This is a genomic window from Algoriphagus aquaeductus (assembly GCF_003253485.1).
Classification (GTDB): domain Bacteria; phylum Bacteroidota; class Bacteroidia; order Cytophagales; family Cyclobacteriaceae; genus Algoriphagus; species Algoriphagus aquaeductus.
The window spans coordinates 1-19553 of the sequence record NZ_QKTX01000011.1 but is presented as its reverse complement, the minus strand read 5'-3'; the positions used below and the strand labels follow the sequence as shown (position 1 = coordinate 19553).

Here is a 19553-nt window from a genome sequence, read left to right as displayed (position 1 = left end):
TACCCTATGCAAAACAAAGGTGTCATTGTGTTTTTGACAGTGATTATTACAGCACTATGCCTGTATTATCTGTCATTCACGCTCGTATCCAATGGCGTTCAGCAAAAAGCAAATGATTATGCAACGGACGCATCTGGCAATATAGATTTTGCCAAAAGAAGAGCTTACCTGGATTCTGTCTGGAGACAGCCGGTTTACAATTTCCTGGGAGCAGACTTCACTTACCAAGAAGTAAAAGAAACCGAACTGGGTCTAGGCCTTGACCTTCAGGGCGGTATGCATGTGACTTTGGAGGTTTCTCCTGTGGAAATCGTCAAAGGCATCGCTGGCAATCCAAAGGATGCCGCTTTCAACAAGTCGGTAGATGAGGCACGAGAGGCTGCCAAAACCTCCAATGCAAAGTTTGTAGACTTGTTTTACACGGCTTGGCAGCGCAACAATCCCGGAAAAAACCTCAGCAGCATTTTTGCAACTGCAGCCAACAGAGGAAGGATCTCTCTGGAAACATCAGATTCTGCCATCTTGGATATTATCAATACAGAAGTTGAAAATGCCATTGACCGTTCGTTCAATATCCTGAGAACCCGTATCGACCGTTTTGGTACTTCTCAGCCAAATATCCAGCGAATAGCAGGTTCTGGTCGAATCCAAATCGAACTTCCCGGTGCTGACAATCAGGAGCGTGTCCGCAACTTATTGCAAGGTGTAGCAAAGCTTCAGTTTTGGGAAGTACTAGAACTCAATGAATATGGTGGTGCTATCGAAACGATCAATTCTACCTGGGTAGCCGATCAAAAAAACACCACCACTCCAACCGCTGCTGATACGACGGAAAATCTTTCTCCGGAAGATTCGCTGAGAAACGCGCTGGAAAAACAGCTGCAGCAAATCGATCCCCTGAACCCAAACAACAGTGTATCCCCTTTAATCTCCTTGATGAAGGCAAACTACGGTTTGGTTTACGATGTACGGGACACAGTCATTATCAATCGTATTCTGAAAAATGAGCGATATAAAACATTCTTGCCAAGAGATTTGAAGCTCCTTTGGGGAGTAAAACCTACCAAAGCGGATGATGGATCAGAACTCCTTGAACTCTATGCAATCAAGACCGCTAGAGGTACGGATCAGGCTCCATTGGAAGGCGATGTGGTCACTGATGCCCGTCAGACCTTGGATCAGACTTCCCGACCTGCGGTATCCATGCAGATGAATGCAGAGGGAGCTAGAAAATGGAGAAAACTAACCTCTGAAAATGTCGGCAGAAGAATCGCCGTGGTCTTGGACGACTATGTGTACACTGCGCCTGTGGTCAACGGAGAAATCCCGAACGGACAGTCTGAGATCTCCGGAAACTTTACCCTTTTGGAAGCACAGGATTTGGCTAATATCCTGAAGTCAGGTTCTCTTCCTGCTCCCACTCAGATCGTAGAAGAAAGCATCATTGGTCCAACGTTGGGTAAAGAAGCCCAAAATCAGGGTATCATTTCCATGATTGCCGGATTAGTATTAGTCGTGTTGTTCATGGTGGCCTACTATTCTAAAGGTGGTTTGGTAGCCATTGCAGCCTTGGTATTCAATATCTTCTTTATTCTTGGCATCTTGGCTCAGTTGGGCACGGCTTTGACTTTGCCTGGTATCGCGGGTATCGTATTGACCATCGGTATGTCTATCGATGCCAACGTGTTGATTTTTGAACGGATCAAAGAAGAGCTCAGAAATGGTGTTGGCCTGATGGCTTCCATCAATGCGGGTTACAGCAAGGCATTTTCTGCGATCCTAGACGGTAACGTGACGACTTTCTTGACCGGCGCGATCTTGTATGCCTTGGGACAGGGACCGGTCAAAGGTTTTGCGATTGTATTGATGATCGGTATTGCTTGTTCTTTCTTCTCTTCCGTATTCATTACCCGGGTGATCGTGTCATGGATGACTAAAAAAGGTGACAAGAGCAGCATCAACTTCTCTGCACCATTTGCAAAAAATGCGCTTTCCAGCCTCAATATCGACTTCTTAAGCAAGAGAAAAGTCGCTTATTTGATATCTACCAGCATCATCGTATTGGGTCTCGGCATCGCGGTGATCAATGGACTGAAATTCGGTGTGGATTTCACCGGAGGTCGCTCTTATGTTGTAGCTTTTGATGAGCCTGTGGTTCCTTCTGAATTGAAGGTTGGATTGGATGGTGAATTTGATGGCTCAGTGGAAGTAAAAACTTACGGAGCCAGCAATGTCTTGAAAGTAACGACTTCCTACTTGATCAATGAAGATGACGATGCTTCCAACAAAGAAGTAGAAAGCAAAGTAAAAGAGGGAATTGCAACGGTGACTGGGTTCACTTATGTGGACAATGCCGAGCAGCTTGGCGACAAGCAGTTTTCGATTACCGGATCCTCCAAAGTAGGAGCGACTGTTGCCGACGACATCAAGGCTTCCTCTGCAGAAGCCATGATTGTAGCGTTGATCGCCATCTTCCTCTACATCTTGTTGAGATTTCGCAAGTGGCAGTTCTCCCTGGGTTCTATCATTGCCTTGGTTCACGACACCTTGTTTGTTATTGCCGCATTTGCGATTGCCAGTGCCTTTGGTGCCACGTTTGAGATTGATCAGGTATTTGTAGCGGCCATCTTGACGGTGATCGGTTACTCGATCAACGATACTGTAATTGTGTTTGACCGTATTCGGGAGAATATCGAAAACCGAGGTACCAACAAACTGGTGAAAGTATTCAACGACTCCATCAACCAGACTTTGGGACGTACCTTGATCACCTCTTTCACTACCCTGATCGTAGTCATCGTGCTGTTATTCTTCGGTGGTGAAGTATTGAGGGGATTTGCCTTTGCACTTTTTGTGGGTATCACGGTAGGTACCTTCTCTTCTATCTACATTGCCACACCGATTGTGGTGGATTTGATGAAGAAGGAATTGGAAGCTGAAGCCGCGGGTAAAGACACCAAAAAAGTAGCTTAAGCCTAAAAAGTTGTTTTTCGAAAAAAGGAGTGGGAGAAATCTCACTCCTTTTTTTGTCAAGAAAAGTTTAAAACCAGTATCTTTTCGATTCAAAGAAAGTATGAACCAACAAACTTTTATCAGCAACTTATGAAAATCAACAAAACAGACTTCGAGCAAATGAAGGCGAAATATGATCAGGAAGTAAAAAAGGGCAAGGCAGCAAAAGGCAAAAAAAGAGACATCGTTGATCAAACCAATTGGATATTTTTCGACAGAAAGACGCTGGAAGAAATTCTCGCCAACCCAAAAGCAGACGGAATCAAGTTTTATTTCACAGAATACACCGAAGAAGTCGCCAAAGAATATTATCCCGAAAATCCAGATGAGTACGTAGGTAGGCTGAACCTGGTGATGACCGCTTCTTCTGATAGTGGAAAGAACGACATTCTAAATGAAATGGAGGATCCTACCTATTATAACAAGGCACAAATTTGTCCTCCATACTGCCAATAAGTATCAAAAATGAATCAGTTTCGCTTTGATTTATTTTTCGAACGAATCGGCTATTACCAGATACTTATTGTGGGATTTGCGGTAGCTGGTTTGATAGGTTATTCAATTCTTTCCAAAGAGCAAAAGAAAAATGAGTCAGTGAGACTGTCACTCGCTATAGTTATTGTTGTTGCTTTCTATGAAATACTGGCTACGGTTTATTCATCTCAGAAAATCGTAAACCAATGGGTATACAACCTATTCAATGCCCATATCGTGGCTATTTTATTCATCTTATTAATCAGAAGTTTTCTCAAAAGGAAGAGAGACAAAAAAATGGTTAGTATCATGATCATGCTATTTCTTTTGATTTCTTTCATTTTACACCTCACAGGAATTACTCAACTCAATGATGAGGGTGAATATCTTTCATTTTTCAACTCCGTATTAATCTTGTGTTGCTGTGGACTGTACTTTTTTGAATTGATCACTTTGGATGAGTTTTTGGAAATCAATCCCTTAAAGGAATTTAGCTTTTGGGCTTCAACGGCCATATTATTTTATTTTTCTTCCTCTTTTATGATCTATATATCTATGAAATATCTTTATACCAACCATTTAGACATATTTTTTATGCTTATGAGTATACCCATTCATTTTACACTCCTGTGTAACTTACTACTAACCTTTTGCATTTTTTCCCTGGTGATAAAAAACAGATTCCGAAAAGAATTTCTCCATGTCTGATCAGGAAAGTGAAGTTTTATTAATTCTATTTGGAGGGATTTTCTTTGCATTCCTGATGTCTGTCTTTGTGGTGGCAATGGTTGTTCTCCATCGGCAGCGTCAAATCCAAAACCGTCAGAAAATAGACAATTTGAAAGCAGAGTACGAGAGAACCATTCTGAATATAGAAAATGAAATCCAGCAGGAAACCTTAGCCCACGTCGGTCGGGAACTCCATGATAATATCGGTCAGTTGCTATCTCTGGCAAAACTCAATCTCAACTCAGCCAAACCGGAAAAGCAGGCTGAAGGCAAGGAATTCATCAATCAAATTATCAAAGAAGTCCGTGGACTCTCCAAAACCCTCAATCTGGATTGGGTGGAAGAAATTACCTTGGATGACTTTATCAAACAGCAACTGCAACGAATCGAATCTACCGGGTATTGCCAAACCGCCTTTGATTCTGACCAATCATTTCTTGAACTTCCAAAAGACAAAAAACTGGTGTTGATCCGGGTCATACAGGAATGCCTCAACAATGCCATCAAACATGCTTCCCCTGCTCACCTGAAAGTCCATATCATCGGTGATTCTACCCTCAGAAAAATTGAAATAACAGATGACGGGTATGGATTTGACACCACTGCCCCGTCCTCAGGAAGTGGAATGACCAATCTAAAGAAACGAATGGAAACCATTGGCGGAAGCTTTTCCCTGTCATCCACCGTCGGAAAAGGCACTCAGATCACATTAAATTTGCCTTTATAGTTTTCCTATCCTATTTTCAACCTCAGTCATCATTACCCTACATTCTCATCTTTCTCTCAATTTACTCTTCGAATGATCCGAATCGCGCTTGCAGATGACCATAAACTCTTTGCAAAAGGTTTAGAAGGGCTGATAGAAGAACACCCGGGATTTGTAGTTGAGGGAGTATTTCCCAACGGCAGAGAGCTCCTCGAATTCTTGGATCTCCGGCAAGTAGATGTGGTCCTCACCGATCTCAACATGCCTGTAGTAGATGGATTTGGAGTCCTCCGGCACAGCAAAAAACACCATCCTCATATCAAGGTGATTGTGCTCTCCATGTATGATGAAGAAAAAATCTTCAAGGAGGCCATGAAAAATGGGGCGGATGCCTTTATTCTCAAGGATGCCGATCCGGATGAGCTGATTTTTACCGTCACCGAAGTGTATGAAGGCAGATATGTGAAAAACTTCGAGCGGGTCATCCAACAGGCCAACCAAAACCCATTCTTTGACGCGTTTAGAGAGAAGTATCGGCTTTCTCGCAGAGAAACCCAAATTCTCAAAATGATCAGTGACGGGTTGATCAATAAAGATATCGCTGAGAATCTCAGCCTGAGCATCCAAACGGTGGAAACGCATCGCAAAAACATCAATCAGAAACTTCAGATCAATTCCATTATGGATCTAGTCCATAAGGTAAACGAGATGAATCTTTAACCTTTCTCCATGAAGACTCCCATTCGAACAGGGTTAGTCGGTTACGGTTCCGTAGCCGAAAAAATGCATGCACCCCTGATTGACGTCTGCCCAGATTTGGATTTTGTAGCGGTGGTAGAGCGGAATGGCAACCGATGTGAGGAAAAATTCCCCAAGGTGAAGACGTTTCGAAGCCTCGAAGACCTTCTTGATTCCGAAAGTGTGGACTTAGTCTGCATTACCACGCCCAATGAATTTCATTTTCCTATGGCCAAAAAATGTCTGTTGTCAGGAAAACATGTGGTCGTGGACAAGCCGGTAACGGTTCATTCTTGGGAAGCCGAAGCGCTTCAAAAAATCGCCCAAGAAAAGGGACTGGTATGCAGTGTATTTCACAATCGGAGATACGACGGAGACTTCCGAACCCTGCAAAAACTGGTGGCCGAAAACACCCTCGGAAGACTAGTGTATTTAGAATCTCATTTTGACCGGTTCCGGCCTCAGGTATCCGAGAACTGGCGTGAAAAAGAAGTGCCGGGAAACGGCATCACCTACGATCTTGGGGTACACCTGATCGATCAGATCGTGTTGCTGTTTGGAGCACCGGAAAGCATCTTTGCAGATATTCAAAAACAGCGTAATAATGCCGTTTCTGACGATTATTTTGATATTTCCCTCTTTTATTCCGGCTTCAAAGCCCGCGTCACTGCCGGAGTTTTGGTCAATGTGCCCACTCCCAAATTTGTCCTTTTGGGAGAAAAAGGCAGCTATCAAAAGTTCTTTTTGGATGTGCAGGAGCAGGCCTTCAAAGAAGGAAGAAAACCCGAAGGAGAAGGTTGGGGAATTGAGTCAGAAGAGCGTTGGGGCAAGTTGTATCTGGAGCATGAAACAATCCCCCTTCCCACACTTCCGGGAGACTATCGGATTTTTTATCAAAACGTAGCAGATGCCATTCAAAAAAGCGCTTCCCTTCAAGTGACTTTGCCGCAAACGATCCAAGTATTAAAATTGATCGAGGCAGCATTCCGATCTGCGAGAGAGGGTAAAAAAATCCAGCAGACAGAAGGTGGATGGTAATCAATTTGGCCTGGACTTTGGAATTGGTCCGGTAACCAACTTTGATAAACATGAAAAAACTTATCTTCTTTTCGATCTTGATGATGGGCCTTGTCTCCATGGCAAACGCCCAAGTAAGCGCAGGGATTAACTTTCAAAATACCCGGACTTTTATTACCGTAGGAACCAATCCTGATAAAGAGTTTTTTGGTGAAGCAAGACTAGGCCTGGGTAGAGCTGTGGGATTAGAATTGGTGGGGGCTTATAACTTCGTCCAAAAATCCGATGTCAATGCTTATGTGGGTGTGGGGCTTGGTCTCTTCGATCATTATCATCCACGAAGGGACCGGTATTACGATGACAACTACTTGGTTATTCCCTTCGGTGTGTTGATCAAGCCCTTTGACAACAAAAATTTCGGATTCTTGATCGAGGCAGCTCCGGTGTTTTACAACGATTATGGGAGTTATCTGAGAGGAGGAATCGGGTTTAAGTACACGTTTAGGTAACTCTAACCATTATATCAACAAGGTCACAAATCCTCCGATTTTGTGGCCTTTTTTTATCAATTAAACAATAAAATCCTTCTTTCCTTTTTTTCTCTTCACTCTTGGAATCAATTTGTTTCCTTATTTTTGCGCCCTATGGCAAAGACAGAAACTCCCGGCGAAAACGCCCAATTGAAAGATATTATTTCCCATGCCAAAGAGTATGGGTTTGTGTACCCAAGTTCTGAAATCTACGACGGCCTGCAGGCAGTATATGACTATGGAGCTTATGGAGTCGAACTAAAAAACAACCTCAAGCGCCTCTGGTGGGAAACCATGACCCGCGTATCCGGCAATATTGTCGGGATCGATGCGGCGATTTTTATGCATCCGACCACCTGGAAAGCTTCCGGTCACGTAGACTCCTTCAACGATCCGATGATTGACAATAAGGACAGCAAGAAGCGCTACCGTGCGGATGTCTTGGTAGAAGAGCACGCCGCCAAATTGGAAAATGAAGGACAAGTGGAAAAAGCAAGATCGCTGACCGCTACTTTGGCGAGATTGCTCGAAGCGGAAGATCTGGCAGGAGTACGTGACCTGATCACCAACGAAGGCATCAAATGCCCGATCTCCGGCACGGCAAACTGGACTGATGTCCGTCAGTTCAACCTGATGTTTTCTACCCAAGTAGGTTCGGTAGCGGAAGATGCTTCGACAATCTACCTCCGTCCGGAAACGGCTCAGGGGATTTTTGTCAACTTCCTGAATGTGCAGAAGACCGCCCGAATGAAAGTTCCTTTCGGCATCGCACAGATCGGAAAGGCCTTCCGAAATGAGATCGTAGCCCGTCAGTTCATTTTCCGTATGCGAGAATTCGAGCAAATGGAAATGCAATTTTTCGTACGCCCTGGCACTGAGCTCGACTGGTATCAAAAGTGGGCCGATACCCGAATGAGATGGCACTTGGCCTTGGGTACGCCTTCGGCAAAGCTCCGCAAACATGACCACGAGAAATTGGCTCACTATGCCAATGCGGCCATGGACATCGAATTTGAGTTTCCGTTTGGATTTAAAGAGGTAGAAGGAATCCACTCCAGAACAGATTTCGACTTAAAATCGCACCAGGAATATTCCAAGAAAAAGCAGCAATACTTTGATCCGGAGATCAACCAAAACTACATCCCGTATGTGATCGAGACTTCGATCGGTGCGGATCGACTGTTCTTGTTGACGCTTTGCAATGCTTATACTGAAGAAAAAACAGAAGAGAAAAGCAGAACTTACCTGAAGTTCCATCCAGCAGTAGCCCCGGTTAAGGCAGCCATTCTTCCAATTGTGAAAAAAGATGGCCTTCCGGAAAAAGCACAGGAAATCGTGGATGCCTTGAAATACGACTTCAATATCATCTATGAAGATTCTGGATCAATCGGCAAGCGCTATACCCGTCAGGACCTGATCGGAACTCCGTTCTGTATTGCGGTAGATCATCAGACCTTGGAAGACAATACCGTGACCATCCGTCATCGGGATACCACCGAACAGGAGCGTGTAGCCATCTCTGAGCTTCATGGACGAATTGCAGAAGCGACGAGCTTTAGAAGAATATTTGAGAAGATTTGATTTTAGATTTTTGATTTCGGAATTCGGATATAAAAAAGCCGTCAGAAAATTCATTCTGACGGCTTTTTTGGTCTCATTTTTTAGAAAACATGACCAAACCCAAAAAACACTTGGGCTCCTTCGGTACTTCGGGCATAATCCAACCTAAGAACGGTGGACTGATTCCACCCAATTCTTGCCCCGACTCCTGGTGCGCCTTTGAATTGGTTGAATTCAATCTCCCTAATCCCGTCCCAGACCGTACCGAAATCATAAAAAGGTGTCACTCCAAGGGAAAAATGCTGCTTCCAAAGATGAAAGTCTGTAAACTTTGCTCTCAATTCCAAATTGACTAAACCTACGGTGGGAGCCAAAAATCTTGCTTCTCGGAACCCCCTAAGCGATCTAGCTCCTCCCAACACCAATATTCCTCCGGCTTCGGCCTGACTGGAAAGATCCCACATTTCAATAAAATTGATCTTGCGCCCGAATATATGGCCAAAGGAGACCGCCCCGGCAAAGGTCAGCTTTCCTTTTCCTTGGTTCCATCGGTGAAAGGTGTGGAATACTTGTCCCTGAACCATAAACTTGTTGAAATCAAAATTTGATCCCAGCCAAGGTGCTGAATACTCATGGGAATATTGAAGAAATAATCCTTGGGAAGGATCTGGCTCCAAATCCCGTGTGTCGTAGATCAGTGCACCTGCCAACATGCTGGTAAACTGATAATCCGAATCGAAGCCCCTCAAGTTAAATCTTGACCAAGTACCATCCTGTATCTGCCTGCTCAAAAGCGTGGGATTTTGAATGGCCTCCACCGGTCGGCCATCTGCCATAAAAGCCTTCTCAGCCACTTTTCCTGTGAAATCTTCGAAAGCCGTAAACAAGGCCTCATAACCAAACATCAATCGAAGCTTTCCTCCCAATTCCACCCGCTCGGCCAAAACGTTAAACAGGGCTTCTCGCTGCATGAATTGGTTGTAATGAGTATCGGTAGTCCATCTTTCACCATTACTTGGAAGTGCCAAGCTTAGATTTTTTTCATAATCTGCCACTTTGGAGAAAGTCTGATCTTTTCCGGCAATTCCTCCGGATTTATCCTGAAACTCCAATGATCGAAGAAAATTTCTACCGATCCCCCAATACTGAGCATGAGGATCTTCCCACAGCACTGCATCTGCACGCAATCTCCACCTGCTATTGAAAATATAGGGCACATCCAAGTTAACCGCAGCTCTTACCCTGCCATTTTCAAATATGAAAAACTCGGTGCTCAGGTTGTATCGATAAGGTGTATAGTAGAAAAAAGGATCTTCTTTCGTCTTGTTTTGAAAGAGAAAAATATTCCCTCCCACTCCAAATCCCCGAATGGGATCAAACTCAAACCGGGGCAATCCAGTAAGGAACAAGCCTTCTTTTTTATTGAGGATATCTTCCTGCGAAAGCTTTTTTTCTTGCGCGATAGCAAATGGCAACTGAAATGTATCCGCCAAAATCAACCGGTCGGCATGGGGATGTGCCGTCAAATCCCGATTTTGAGCTTTTGACCCAAGAATCGAAAAAGTGAGCAGAAATAGAATGGAAATTATGTTTTTCATGACTTGCCAGGTTTGAGGTTGCCTCTATGGAGGCTGCAAAATTACCCTGACTCGCTGAGAGGGACTTTCTCAAACCCATTAGAAAAAAATTAGAATTTCCTTCAGGAAATGGGAAATCGAATCGTTACCACAGTTCCGACCCCAACTTCAGAATCGATATGGATGGAAGTTTCATGCAGATCGGCAATTCGTTTAGCCAGAGTCAATCCCACACCGGTGCCTTTGGCAAAACGCTTGTTTTTGCCTCTGTAAAATGGTTCGAAAATCCGCTGCTGATCTTCTGTTGGGATTCCTATTCCCTGATCCTTGACCTGAAGTACTAGGCCCTTATCCTCACTTCGCAAGATCACCTGACAAGAGTCATTGGTCGAATATTTCAGCGAATTTTCCAGGAGATTTTTGATGGCTACAGAAAGGAGATAGGGATTGGCGATGATCTGAGGAAAATCATGCTCTTTTTCTTCAAAACTAAGATGGATTTTAGCCTCAGGTTGCTGACGGAGAAGTTCCCCGACGAGATCCAAAATCAAGGCTTCCAGACTGATTTTTGCAAACTGAATTCTGGATTTGTCATAGTTTGCCTTGGCCAAATCGATCAAGTCTCCACAAAGTTTAGACAAGGCACGAGAATCTGCCAACAAGGATTCTAATACGTGTTTGATCTCAGGATTAGATTGATTTTTTTCCAAAGTCAGTTCTAAATCTCCCCGAATCGAAGCAAGAGGAGTTTGAATTTCATGCCCGAGATAGGACACAAACTGTTGCTGAGCCTGAAAAGATGTCTCCAAACGCTCCAGCATGGAGTTGAACGTTGCCGCTAGCTGACCGATTTCATCCGGCCCTTCTCTCAATCGTAGGTGAAGGTTCTTTGCCGTGATTTTTTGTGCTTCCGCAGCCAGATCTCCTACCGGCTCAAGACTCTTTTTGGAAAAATACCTTCCGATTAGATACAAAAAAACAATCCCCCCCAACCCCAGAAAGACCATGGTGTTTTTTAAAGTATCCAGTTTCCTAAGTCCTTGCCGATCGAGTGCCGCAGCAGTCACCAGGTAAGTTTGTCCGCCCACCGAATGGACAAAACCACTCACCTGAAGTTCTTCTTGCTTCCATCTTACTTTTTCCTGGTTACGGATTTCATGAAGTAAAGAATCGGTCTCTTTGACCAAGTCCACCTCCACATCATCGTGGTAAAGCAATGCAAAATTTTGATCATAGATGGCGACTTCTACTTCCAAAATTTCATCCCGGTTGTTTTTGTAAATCGTCTGTAGGATTTCTGGGTATAGGCCTGACTCTTGAAGCAAGCTTACCTTGGTGACGGCCTCTGCCTCAATCGTGTTGAAAAAATCCTCAGTGCGATTTTGGTTTGAGAAAAAATAGATCAACAGCATAAAAACCAAGAGAATAGCAGCGGAGAGCGCCGTAAAAAGTAAGGTGATCCGTTGCTGAATCTTCATGGTTTTTGGAGAATAAAGCCCATTCCAGGCCGTGTTTGAATAAGCTGGGTTTCAAACGGCTTGTCAATCTTTTTCCGTAGGTAATTGATATACACATCAATAAAGTTGGTGCCGGTATCGAATTCCAAGCCCCAGACTTCCTTCGCAATTTCCTCTCGGCTTAGGATTTGTTCGGGGTTCCTGAGTAAAAACACCAACAGGTTAAACTCTTTTGGCGTCAAGAGAATTTCCTTATCGGAACGAAAAACTTTCTTTTGGGATAAATACACGTGCAAATCCCCATACTTGAACTCTTCCTGTAAGGAGGAATCAGCACCAGCCATTTTTCTCCTAAAAAGGCTTTTGATTCGTGCGAATAATTCCCTGAAATCGAATGGCTTGACCAAGTAATCGTCTGCCCCGACATCGAATCCTACAAGTTTATTATCGGTAGTCCCCAAAGCCGTTAGCATCAAAATAGGAACATCTGTGCTTTGCTTTCGAATCTTTTTGCACAGTTCAATCCCATCCTCACCGGGTAAAATCAAATCAGTCAAGAGCAGGTCAAACTTGATAGACTGAAAAAGTTCGAATCCTTTTTCGGCATCGGGAGCCAAAGTGACAGAGAATCCTTCTCCGGTAAGTCCTTTGTAAAGAACCGAGGAAAGCCTTTCATCATCTTCGACTACCAATATCTTTTTCATTAGTCTGTATTTAGGTTCCTCAAAGTCATCTCATTATCAGAAATTACTCAAGGCAGATCGAACTGCCTCTTGCTTCTTGTCTCTAATCTCTTTTCTCTAAAACTCAATCTTCCCCTTTTCTTTTCCCTCTCCCAACAGCAGGCTACGAGGCGACTTCGATTGGACGTAGACATGGACGATGTTCTGTTGCCCTTCGAAGTCTTTCAGTAGTAAGGTGTTTTGAACCTCCACACTTTTCGGCAATTCTACTACAGATGACTCCAGGTAAAACCAAGCCGCGTCCTCTTCCACCTCATAGCCCAGGTAGGTCAGCGTCACCGATTTTCCATTGACCCACACCTGATTGTGCTTGAGCAGGTAGGTTTTGACTTGGCTTTCCAGTTTGGCTTTGTCCTTGGGCTTGAGAAAATCCACTTTTTCTTTAAACTCACTAGCCAAGGCGACCTCCAAGTCATCCCAAAAGATCTTCTGAGCTATCTCCATTTTCTTGCTTTCGGGATTGTAGCGCATTTCGGTCAGGGAGATAAAAAAGGGATGAAGTACGGTCATCCAAGCGGCAATCACGAAAATGTAAACAAGTTGCATTTAGAGGAGAGATTTAGACTTATGTGAGAATTATCCTGTATTATTGCCCGCAAATTAACTCTTTTAGAAGCATCACCCGAATATGACTTCATTTGAACTTTATTTCAAACTTGGACTTCAACACATCCTGGATCTCCAAGGATTTGATCACATCTTGTTTGTACTTGCACTTTGCGCAGTTTATGTGGTCAGAGATTGGGCCAAAATCCTGATTCTCGTGACTGCATTTACCATTGGACATTCCCTGACTTTAGCTTTGGCTACATTCAATGTCATTCAGGTAAGGTCTGATCTCATTGAGTTTTTGATTCCGGTCACCATTGCGATTACGGCAGTGCTGACCTTATTCAAGCCAAAACCAAGCAGTGGGAAAGGAATCCAATTAAACTATTTTCTGGCTCTTTTCTTTGGCTTGATTCACGGCCTGGGATTTTCCAATTACCTGCGATCTCTTATGGGAAAAGAAGCTTCCATCTGGCAACCTTTGCTGGCATTTAATATTGGCCTGGAAGTAGGACAAATCGTGATTGTGGCTGCCTTCCTTTTGGTGACCTCCCTGGTTCATTTGATGGGAATGAACAGAAAAGAATGGACCTTGATTGTGTCGGCTTTTGTCCTTGGGATTGCCTGTATGTTGATGCTGGAAACCAAATTCTGGTAAAATTTTACCATCCAAACCAGAATTCTTTTCTGTTTGATGCTCAACCTGTTATTTACGAAAAGAAATAGACCTGAATAAATATGATTAAAAAGCTACTTGCTATCACAGCTTTAGGCCTTGCCGCCATAACACCGGCACTTTCCCAGCATACCGAACAAAATCATGCCGTGCGATTTGAGCAGCTGGGCACAATGCTCCGCACACCCAATGTGTACCGTACTGCCTCCGGTGCCCCAGGCCACCTATACTGGCAGCAACAAGCTAACTACGTCATTGACGTCGAGCTTAATGACGACAATCAATCCATTAAAGGATCCGAAACGGTCACATATATCAACAATTCTCCCGATCAGCTGACCTATCTCTGGATCCAACTTGATCAGAACAATAGAAGTAAGGACTCTGACACCCCAAAAGTCACCGAATCCAGCATAACTCCCCGCATGAGTTTGCGTCAGCTGGAAGGAATTCTCTGGCATTCGGAAGACTACGATCTGAAAATCCTTTCGATCAAAGACGCTTCTGGAAATCCACTCAACGTCGCCATCAACAAAACGATGATGCGTGTGGACTTACCTCAGCCCTTGAAGGCAGGTGAAACCTTCTCTTTTTCTATCGATTGGAGCTTTAATATCCACGACCGAGTGGGTTTCATCGGTGGCCGCCCGGGTTATGAGTTTTTCCCCAAAGACGGCAACTACCTTTACACGATGGCGGAGTGGTTCCCAAGAATGGCTGTGTACTCTGATTTTGAAGGTTGGCAAAACAAGCAGTTCCTCGGATCAGGGGAATTTGCCTTGACCTTTGGCAACTACGAAGTGCGAATCACAGTTCCTGCTGACCACATGGTAGGTGCGACCGGAGTTCTTCAAAATCCGGAGGAAGTGCTTTCGGCTACCGAGTTGCAGCGATGGAATACGGCCAAAAAGACGTTTGACAAGCCGGTGATCATCCGTACGCAAGCAGAAGCCGAAGCACTGGAAAAAAAGAAAGCTACCGCCAAAAAGACCTGGATATTCAAAGCTGAAAACGTACGTGACTTTGCCTGGACTTCTTCCCGTAAGTTCATTTGGGATGCGATGGCGGTAAAGCTTGCAGGAAAAGACGTGATGGCCATGTCCTATTATGGCAAAGAAGGCAATCCGCTTTGGGAGCAATATTCCACCCGGGTAGTAGCGCATACGCTGAAATCTTACTCTGCTCATTCCTTTGATTATCCATATCCTGTTGCCATCTCTGTGGAAGCTAGCAACGGCATGGAGTACCCGATGATCTGCTTCAATTATGGCCGTCCTGATGCAGATGGCACCTACTCAGACGCAATCAAATACGGTATGATCTCCGTGATCATCCACGAAGTTGGCCACAACTTCTTCCCGATGATCGTCAACTCCGATGAGCGTCAGTGGACTTGGATGGACGAAGGCTTGAATACGTTTATGCAGTTTATGGCCGAGCAGGAGTGGGACAGAAACTATCCTTCCCGCCGTGGACCTGCCCATAAGATTGTACCGTATATGGCCAGCGAAAAGCATCTGCTCGAGCCGATCATGACCAACTCCGAAAACATCATTCAGTTTGGAGCTAATGCCTACGCTAAACCTGCCACAGCGCTAAATATTCTCCGGGAGACCGTGATGGGCCGCGAGCTGTTTGACTTTGCGTTCAAGGAATATTCGAGAAGGTGGATGTTTAAGCACCCAACTCCGGATGACTTCTTCCGCACCATGGAAGATGCCTCTGCCGTGGATCTGGACTGGTTCTGGAGAGGTTGGTTCTATGGCACAGAACCTGTGGATATTTCCATCGAAAATGTGAGCTGGTACAAGCTGGACAATAGAACTCCTGCACAAAAAAAGGCTGATGCAAAAAGTGCTTTTGAAAGAGAAGAAACCTACATCTCCAAGGAATTCAACAAAACGGATGTAGAGCGCACCGTGGTGGAAGCTGATCCCGCTACCCGCGACTTCTATAACAGCTTCAATCCGTTTACTGTGACTCCTGAAGATGAAACAGCCTACAGGAACTTCCTCGCCAGTCTTTCGGATAAGGAAAAAGCCCTACTTAACAGCAACATGAACTTCTACGAGATGACTTTCAAAAACGTAGGTGGACTCGTGATGCCATTGATCATCGAGTTTCACTATTCCGATGGTACTACCGAGATTGAGCGGATCCCTGCTGAGATCTGGAGAAAAAATGAATCTCAGGTGACCAAGGTTTTTGCGAAGCAGAAAGAAGTCGTACGCTTTGTACTCGATCCTAAGCGTGAAACAGCCGATATCGACGAAAGCAGCAACTACTGGCCAAGACAATACCAGCCAAGTCGCTTCGAACTCTTCAAAGGAGGAGGCGGAGTACGGGGCGCTTCTATGGGAGACAATCCGATGAAGAAGGCGCAGAAAAAGTAAGAAGTTGGAAGACGGGATACCGAAGACAATAGAGATAACCAGTTCAAATATCTATCAGTTCTGGCTGATTCCATTAAGATAAAAAGCCCTGAGGGAAAATTCCTTCGGGGCTTTTTTGGATTTAGACCTGTCAGGTTTTGAAAATCTGGCAGGTCTCCTCCCCTCCGGCATCTATTATCGGGTGAAAATTACCTGATCGATCCAAGCCCTATTTGAATGGGATAGAAGCCAAGGCTTTTTAATCTAAATTGGAAATCAGATCAACCCCTCAAACCCTAAAAACCTAGCATTATGTATTTGAAAAACCTGTTTTCACTCGTACTACTGACCTTCCTTTCTATAAGTCTTTTTGCCCAAAAAGGAAATAGAGACTTTTACGAACTGAGAATTTACCACATTGAGAATGCCAACCAGGAAAGTCAAATCGACTCCTACCTGGAAAAAGCGCTACTGCCTGCCCTTCACCGAAACGGAATAGCCAAGGTGGGGGTCTTTAAGCCCATCGCTTCCCAAGCCGATGCCGGTAAAAAAGTTTATGTCTTTATCCCTTACTCTTCCATGGGGGTATATTCCGAAATGGAAGGAAAGCTGGCTAAAGACCAGATTTACCAAACCGCAGGATCTGCCTACATCAACGCCCCTTTTGACAATCCTCCCTACCAAAGGATCGAAACAGCTTTTCTCCAGGCTTTCACCGGACATCCGAGGTTTACTGCGTCCAACCTAACCGGACCCAAAAAAGATCGGGTGTATGAACTGAGGAGCTATGAGTCTCCGACTGAGAAGCTTTACAAGCAAAAGGTCAGGATGTTTAACGAAGGAGAAATGGACATTTTCACCAAGCTCGACTTCAATCCGGTCTTTTACGGAGAAGTGATTGCCGGTGCCTCCATGCCTAATCTGATGTATATGACCACTTTTTCCAATATGGAATCACGCGATGCACATTGGGATAAATTCCGCTCCGACCCAGATTGGGAGCGAATGAAAGTGATGCCGGAATACCAAAACATCATGAATAAAAACGATCAGCGATTGCTGTATCCGGCGGAATATTCTGGATTCTGATTTGGTAAGACCGGTGATGAGCCGGTCTTTTCTTTTCCAAAAAAATCAGAAAATACACATTCAGTTTAGCATGTTCCCTTTTTCATCAAAAAGCTTATAGCTGAAGTATTCACTGATCAAAAATCCTTCAAACTGCTGGGTTACCAAGTCCTCAAAACCATACCCTGGGATAGAAAAATCTTTAGGGATTTTCATCATCAGCACCGTCTGATCTTGGAATAAGAGATACTGTACAAATCGCCTGTTCGGATGGAGAATATGCAGCGAAATCACGTCGGTGAAATCTTTACTCTCTTTGATCTCATTCGGAATCTCGGAGGTGATTCTACCATTCCGATCCACCAAAGATCGATCAGTTACAAAATTGACATATAGTCGGTTCTCAGGATCTTGATCCATTAACTTCCGGAGAAACTCATGTTCGCTTACCCGCATTTTTAGCACGGGCATTTGATCCAAAAAATTGGAAAGTGGAGTAATCCCTTCCTCCATAGACATGGTGAGGTTGTAGATGATTTTTCCATCACTCCCTTTCTCCGTCAAAGTGGCATTCCAACAGTCTCCACTGAAATCAGAGGAAATGATGTCGGCCACAGAAGAGCGAAGGACCTCAAACCGATCTAGCTCCTTTTGCTCCTTGTGCAAGACTTCAAAAAGCTCCAGGTGTGGATTATCTATCCTCGCCCTGATGGAGGCAGGCAACTTCTTTTCCAATTCAAGAATAACCTGCCCTATTGCCTTTGCTCTCGACGTTTCCCGCATGAAATACTGATAATTCAAAAAGGTATTGTAGAAGTGTAAGGAATTAAAATCATCAAGTGAAGTATCTGAAAGAATGTTACTAAGCTCGTTTTCAAATCTGACTTGGTACTCTTCTGGAAGCGATGCAAATGCCTGGGCAATTTTATCCCCCGATCCAGAATAGTGTTGATCTCCTTCCTCAACCAAGATTCTGAAATTGATGCCTAGTAGCAGTCTAAAAAGATCCAAGTCCAATTTGGTCAATTCTTCAGCATAGGTTTTTCTGGAAGCAGAGGCAATATTACTATTTGCCACCCGAGAGGCCCGGTCATTCATGATATTCAAAAAAGCCTGGATAAAAATGTTCCACTGGTGCGTCTCGGCAGCTAAACCGGCTATCCGACGAAGTTGATTTTCAGGACCGGTGTCAAAACTGCAACTTCCAACCTGTTGATTTTGCCTCATCAGATTCAAAGCCCGCGCTTTGGAAATATATTCTGCCGTGAATTTTTCTAAATAGCCATTGCTGACTTTTTCCTTCTCGGCATAAATCAGACTTTCTTCAAGCAAACTCCTAAATGCTGAATCATGATGGAAAAGGCTGTCCGAAAAATGAGAAATTCGATCCTGCCAAAGACTGGATGCCTGGTAAAATTGTTCCAAATTTGCCTTATCGTCAGGATATTGAGGCTTTGCGGTTGTGATTTCAAAGTAGGAAACCAAGGAGTCAATAATACTATTTTCTCTGACCAGGAATTGTTGAGGTTCTGATTTTTTCTCAAAAAACACAGGAACTGAGACATCTACGAGCGTTTCCCCATAACGCAGCCAGTCGGCATATCGCTCGGGTATGGGCTGTTTTTTGAGAGGCTGAGGTAGATAAAATCCAAAAATCTTCTCGGGGGTCTTGGTGCCATAGTGATTCCTTACTGTGAAATGATAATCCCCAAAAGTCATCAATGAATCGTATTGATTGGAAAGCAAATGGTTTCTACTATTCCGGATTTCAAAGGTCTTCAGTTCGGTGATTTCTTTGTTTTTATAGTTGATGTAGCGGTTTTCAAGAATTAACAGGTTACGGTCGATTTGAAGATTTGCAAACTCTTCCATCAATCTTTCGAAGGCCGGATTATTCTCCAATAACTGGATCAAGGGAGAAGGATCTGAAGTTTTGAGCTCAAAATAATGCCCGACCGTCTGAGGCAAAGACCAATATTGACGTTCTTTCTGCTTTTGGTACTCAGACTCTAATCGGGCAATTTCCCGATTTAAAGCGGGGATATCCGTATCCTTGATCAATTCATCCTGAGCAAAAGCATGAAAAGCAAAATTCAGAATCAAGAAAAAAACGAGGAAAATTCGCATAAGAAAACTAAAGGGGAATATGAATTTAGAAAATCAAAATATAAGATTAGTTTCAAACTAAAAAATCTGATGCGGAAAAGTTCCGGTCTTAACCGATTTCTCAAAGATTCATTTCAGACCTGTCAGGTGGGGTGTAAAATATTTGATTTGAAATTAAATATTTTACACCCCATTTTAGTATATTCCATAGTCTAAATTTATTGACCTATGGAAGATGA

Annotated in this window: 15 protein-coding genes; 10 read left to right on the top strand and 5 right to left on the bottom strand. The window is 43.9% G+C overall.

All coding sequences use genetic code 11. From position 1 onward, the window contains the following. The first annotated feature begins 6 nt into the window (after positions 1 to 6). The 7 genes from secDF (at position 7) to CLV31_RS14525 (ending at position 8787) form a co-directional block, all read left to right on the top strand. On the top strand, positions 7 to 2973 hold the full coding sequence (secDF, locus tag CLV31_RS14560; RefSeq protein WP_111393641.1) for a protein translocase subunit SecDF: 2967 nt from the start codon (positions 7 to 9) through the stop codon (positions 2971 to 2973). 129 nt (positions 2974 to 3102) lie between these two features. After that, a complete protein-coding gene (locus CLV31_RS14555) occupies positions 3103 to 3468 on the top strand; it encodes a molecular chaperone DnaK (RefSeq protein ID WP_111393640.1) in 366 nt (121 codons plus the stop codon). A gap of 718 nt (positions 3469 to 4186) precedes the next feature. Beyond that, entirely contained in the window at positions 4187 to 4942 is a 756-nt protein-coding gene (locus CLV31_RS14545) for a sensor histidine kinase (RefSeq protein ID WP_111393638.1), read from the top strand. Positions 4943 to 5014: 72 nt separating this feature from the next. Further along, on the top strand, positions 5015 to 5641 hold the full coding sequence (locus tag CLV31_RS14540) for a response regulator transcription factor (protein WP_111393637.1): 627 nt from the start codon (positions 5015 to 5017) through the stop codon (positions 5639 to 5641). Between the two features lie 9 nt (positions 5642 to 5650). Beyond that, a complete protein-coding gene (locus tag CLV31_RS14535) occupies positions 5651 to 6697 on the top strand; it encodes an oxidoreductase (protein WP_111393636.1) in 1047 nt (348 codons plus the stop codon). Positions 6698 to 6747: 50 nt separating this feature from the next. Further along, positions 6748 to 7185 carry an outer membrane insertion C- signal gene (locus tag CLV31_RS14530; protein WP_111393635.1) on the top strand — a complete coding sequence of 146 codons (438 nt, stop codon included), beginning with the start codon at positions 6748 to 6750 and terminating at the stop codon, positions 7183 to 7185. 135 nt (positions 7186 to 7320) lie between these two features. Continuing rightward, entirely contained in the window at positions 7321 to 8787 is a 1467-nt protein-coding gene (locus tag CLV31_RS14525; RefSeq protein ID WP_111393793.1) for a glycine--tRNA ligase, read from the top strand. A gap of 80 nt (positions 8788 to 8867) precedes the next feature. On the opposite strand, the gene omp85 is transcribed toward CLV31_RS14525, so the two are convergent. The 4 genes from omp85 to CLV31_RS14505 form a co-directional block, all read right to left on the bottom strand. After that, a complete protein-coding gene (omp85, locus tag CLV31_RS14520) occupies positions 8868 to 10364 on the bottom strand; it encodes an Omp85 family outer membrane protein (RefSeq protein WP_111393634.1) in 1497 nt (498 codons plus the stop codon). A 101-nt stretch (positions 10365 to 10465) separates the two neighbouring features. Beyond that, on the bottom strand, positions 10466 to 11821 hold the full coding sequence (locus CLV31_RS14515; protein WP_111393633.1) for a sensor histidine kinase: 1356 nt from the start codon (positions 11819 to 11821) through the stop codon (positions 10466 to 10468). After that, positions 11818 to 12504: a response regulator transcription factor gene (locus CLV31_RS14510; RefSeq protein ID WP_111393632.1), complete on the bottom strand. Its 687-nt coding sequence runs from the start codon at positions 12502 to 12504 to the stop codon at positions 11818 to 11820. The genes CLV31_RS14515 and CLV31_RS14510 overlap by 4 nt, the downstream gene beginning before the upstream one ends. A gap of 96 nt (positions 12505 to 12600) precedes the next feature. Beyond that, positions 12601 to 13089 carry a DUF6702 family protein gene (locus tag CLV31_RS14505; protein WP_111393631.1) on the bottom strand — a complete coding sequence of 163 codons (489 nt, stop codon included), beginning with the start codon at positions 13087 to 13089 and terminating at the stop codon, positions 12601 to 12603. Between the two features lie 82 nt (positions 13090 to 13171). Here CLV31_RS14505 and CLV31_RS14500 point away from each other — a divergent pair, with 82 nt between their 5' ends. The 3 genes from CLV31_RS14500 to CLV31_RS14490 all read left to right on the top strand — a co-directional run bounded on the left by CLV31_RS14500 (position 13172) and on the right by CLV31_RS14490 (position 17229). Then, on the top strand, positions 13172 to 13750 hold the full coding sequence (locus CLV31_RS14500) for a HupE/UreJ family protein (protein WP_111393630.1): 579 nt from the start codon (positions 13172 to 13174) through the stop codon (positions 13748 to 13750). Positions 13751 to 13830: 80 nt separating this feature from the next. Then, entirely contained in the window at positions 13831 to 16161 is a 2331-nt protein-coding gene (locus CLV31_RS14495; RefSeq protein WP_111393629.1) for a M1 family metallopeptidase, read from the top strand. Between the two features lie 291 nt (positions 16162 to 16452). Continuing rightward, entirely contained in the window at positions 16453 to 17229 is a 777-nt protein-coding gene (locus CLV31_RS14490) for an NIPSNAP family protein (protein WP_111393628.1), read from the top strand. Positions 17230 to 17289: 60 nt separating this feature from the next. Here CLV31_RS14490 and CLV31_RS14485 read toward each other — a convergent pair whose 3' ends face one another. Continuing rightward, positions 17290 to 19335 carry a hypothetical protein gene (locus tag CLV31_RS14485; protein ID WP_111393627.1) on the bottom strand — a complete coding sequence of 682 codons (2046 nt, stop codon included), beginning with the start codon at positions 19333 to 19335 and terminating at the stop codon, positions 17290 to 17292. Positions 19336 to 19553: the final 218 nt, after the last annotated feature.

Bases quoted from the DNA above. Each gene is read 5' to 3' on its own strand.
- CLV31_RS14530 (WP_111393635.1), top strand. From the start codon at position 6,748: ATGAAAAAACTTATCTTCTTTTCGATCTTGATGATGGGCCTTGTCTCC.
- CLV31_RS14525 (WP_111393793.1), top strand. From the start codon at position 7,321: ATGGCAAAGACAGAAACTCCCGGCGAAAACGCCCAATTGAAAGATATT.
- CLV31_RS14545 (WP_111393638.1), top strand. From the start codon at position 4,187: ATGTCTGATCAGGAAAGTGAAGTTTTATTAATTCTATTTGGAGGGATT.
- CLV31_RS14490 (WP_111393628.1), top strand. From the start codon at position 16,453: ATGTATTTGAAAAACCTGTTTTCACTCGTACTACTGACCTTCCTTTCT.
- CLV31_RS14495 (WP_111393629.1), top strand. From the start codon at position 13,831: ATGATTAAAAAGCTACTTGCTATCACAGCTTTAGGCCTTGCCGCCATA.
- secDF (WP_111393641.1), top strand. From the start codon at position 7: ATGCAAAACAAAGGTGTCATTGTGTTTTTGACAGTGATTATTACAGCA.
- CLV31_RS14515 (WP_111393633.1), bottom strand. From the start codon at position 11,821: ATGAAGATTCAGCAACGGATCACCTTACTTTTTACGGCGCTCTCCGCT.
- CLV31_RS14505 (WP_111393631.1), bottom strand. From the start codon at position 13,089: ATGCAACTTGTTTACATTTTCGTGATTGCCGCTTGGATGACCGTACTT.
- CLV31_RS14555 (WP_111393640.1), top strand. From the start codon at position 3,103: ATGAAAATCAACAAAACAGACTTCGAGCAAATGAAGGCGAAATATGAT.
- CLV31_RS14535 (WP_111393636.1), top strand. From the start codon at position 5,651: ATGAAGACTCCCATTCGAACAGGGTTAGTCGGTTACGGTTCCGTAGCC.
- omp85 (WP_111393634.1), bottom strand. From the start codon at position 10,364: ATGAAAAACATAATTTCCATTCTATTTCTGCTCACTTTTTCGATTCTT.
- CLV31_RS14510 (WP_111393632.1), bottom strand. From the start codon at position 12,504: ATGAAAAAGATATTGGTAGTCGAAGATGATGAAAGGCTTTCCTCGGTT.
- CLV31_RS14540 (WP_111393637.1), top strand. From the start codon at position 5,015: ATGATCCGAATCGCGCTTGCAGATGACCATAAACTCTTTGCAAAAGGT.
- CLV31_RS14500 (WP_111393630.1), top strand. From the start codon at position 13,172: ATGACTTCATTTGAACTTTATTTCAAACTTGGACTTCAACACATCCTG.
- CLV31_RS14485 (WP_111393627.1), bottom strand. From the start codon at position 19,335: ATGCGAATTTTCCTCGTTTTTTTCTTGATTCTGAATTTTGCTTTTCAT.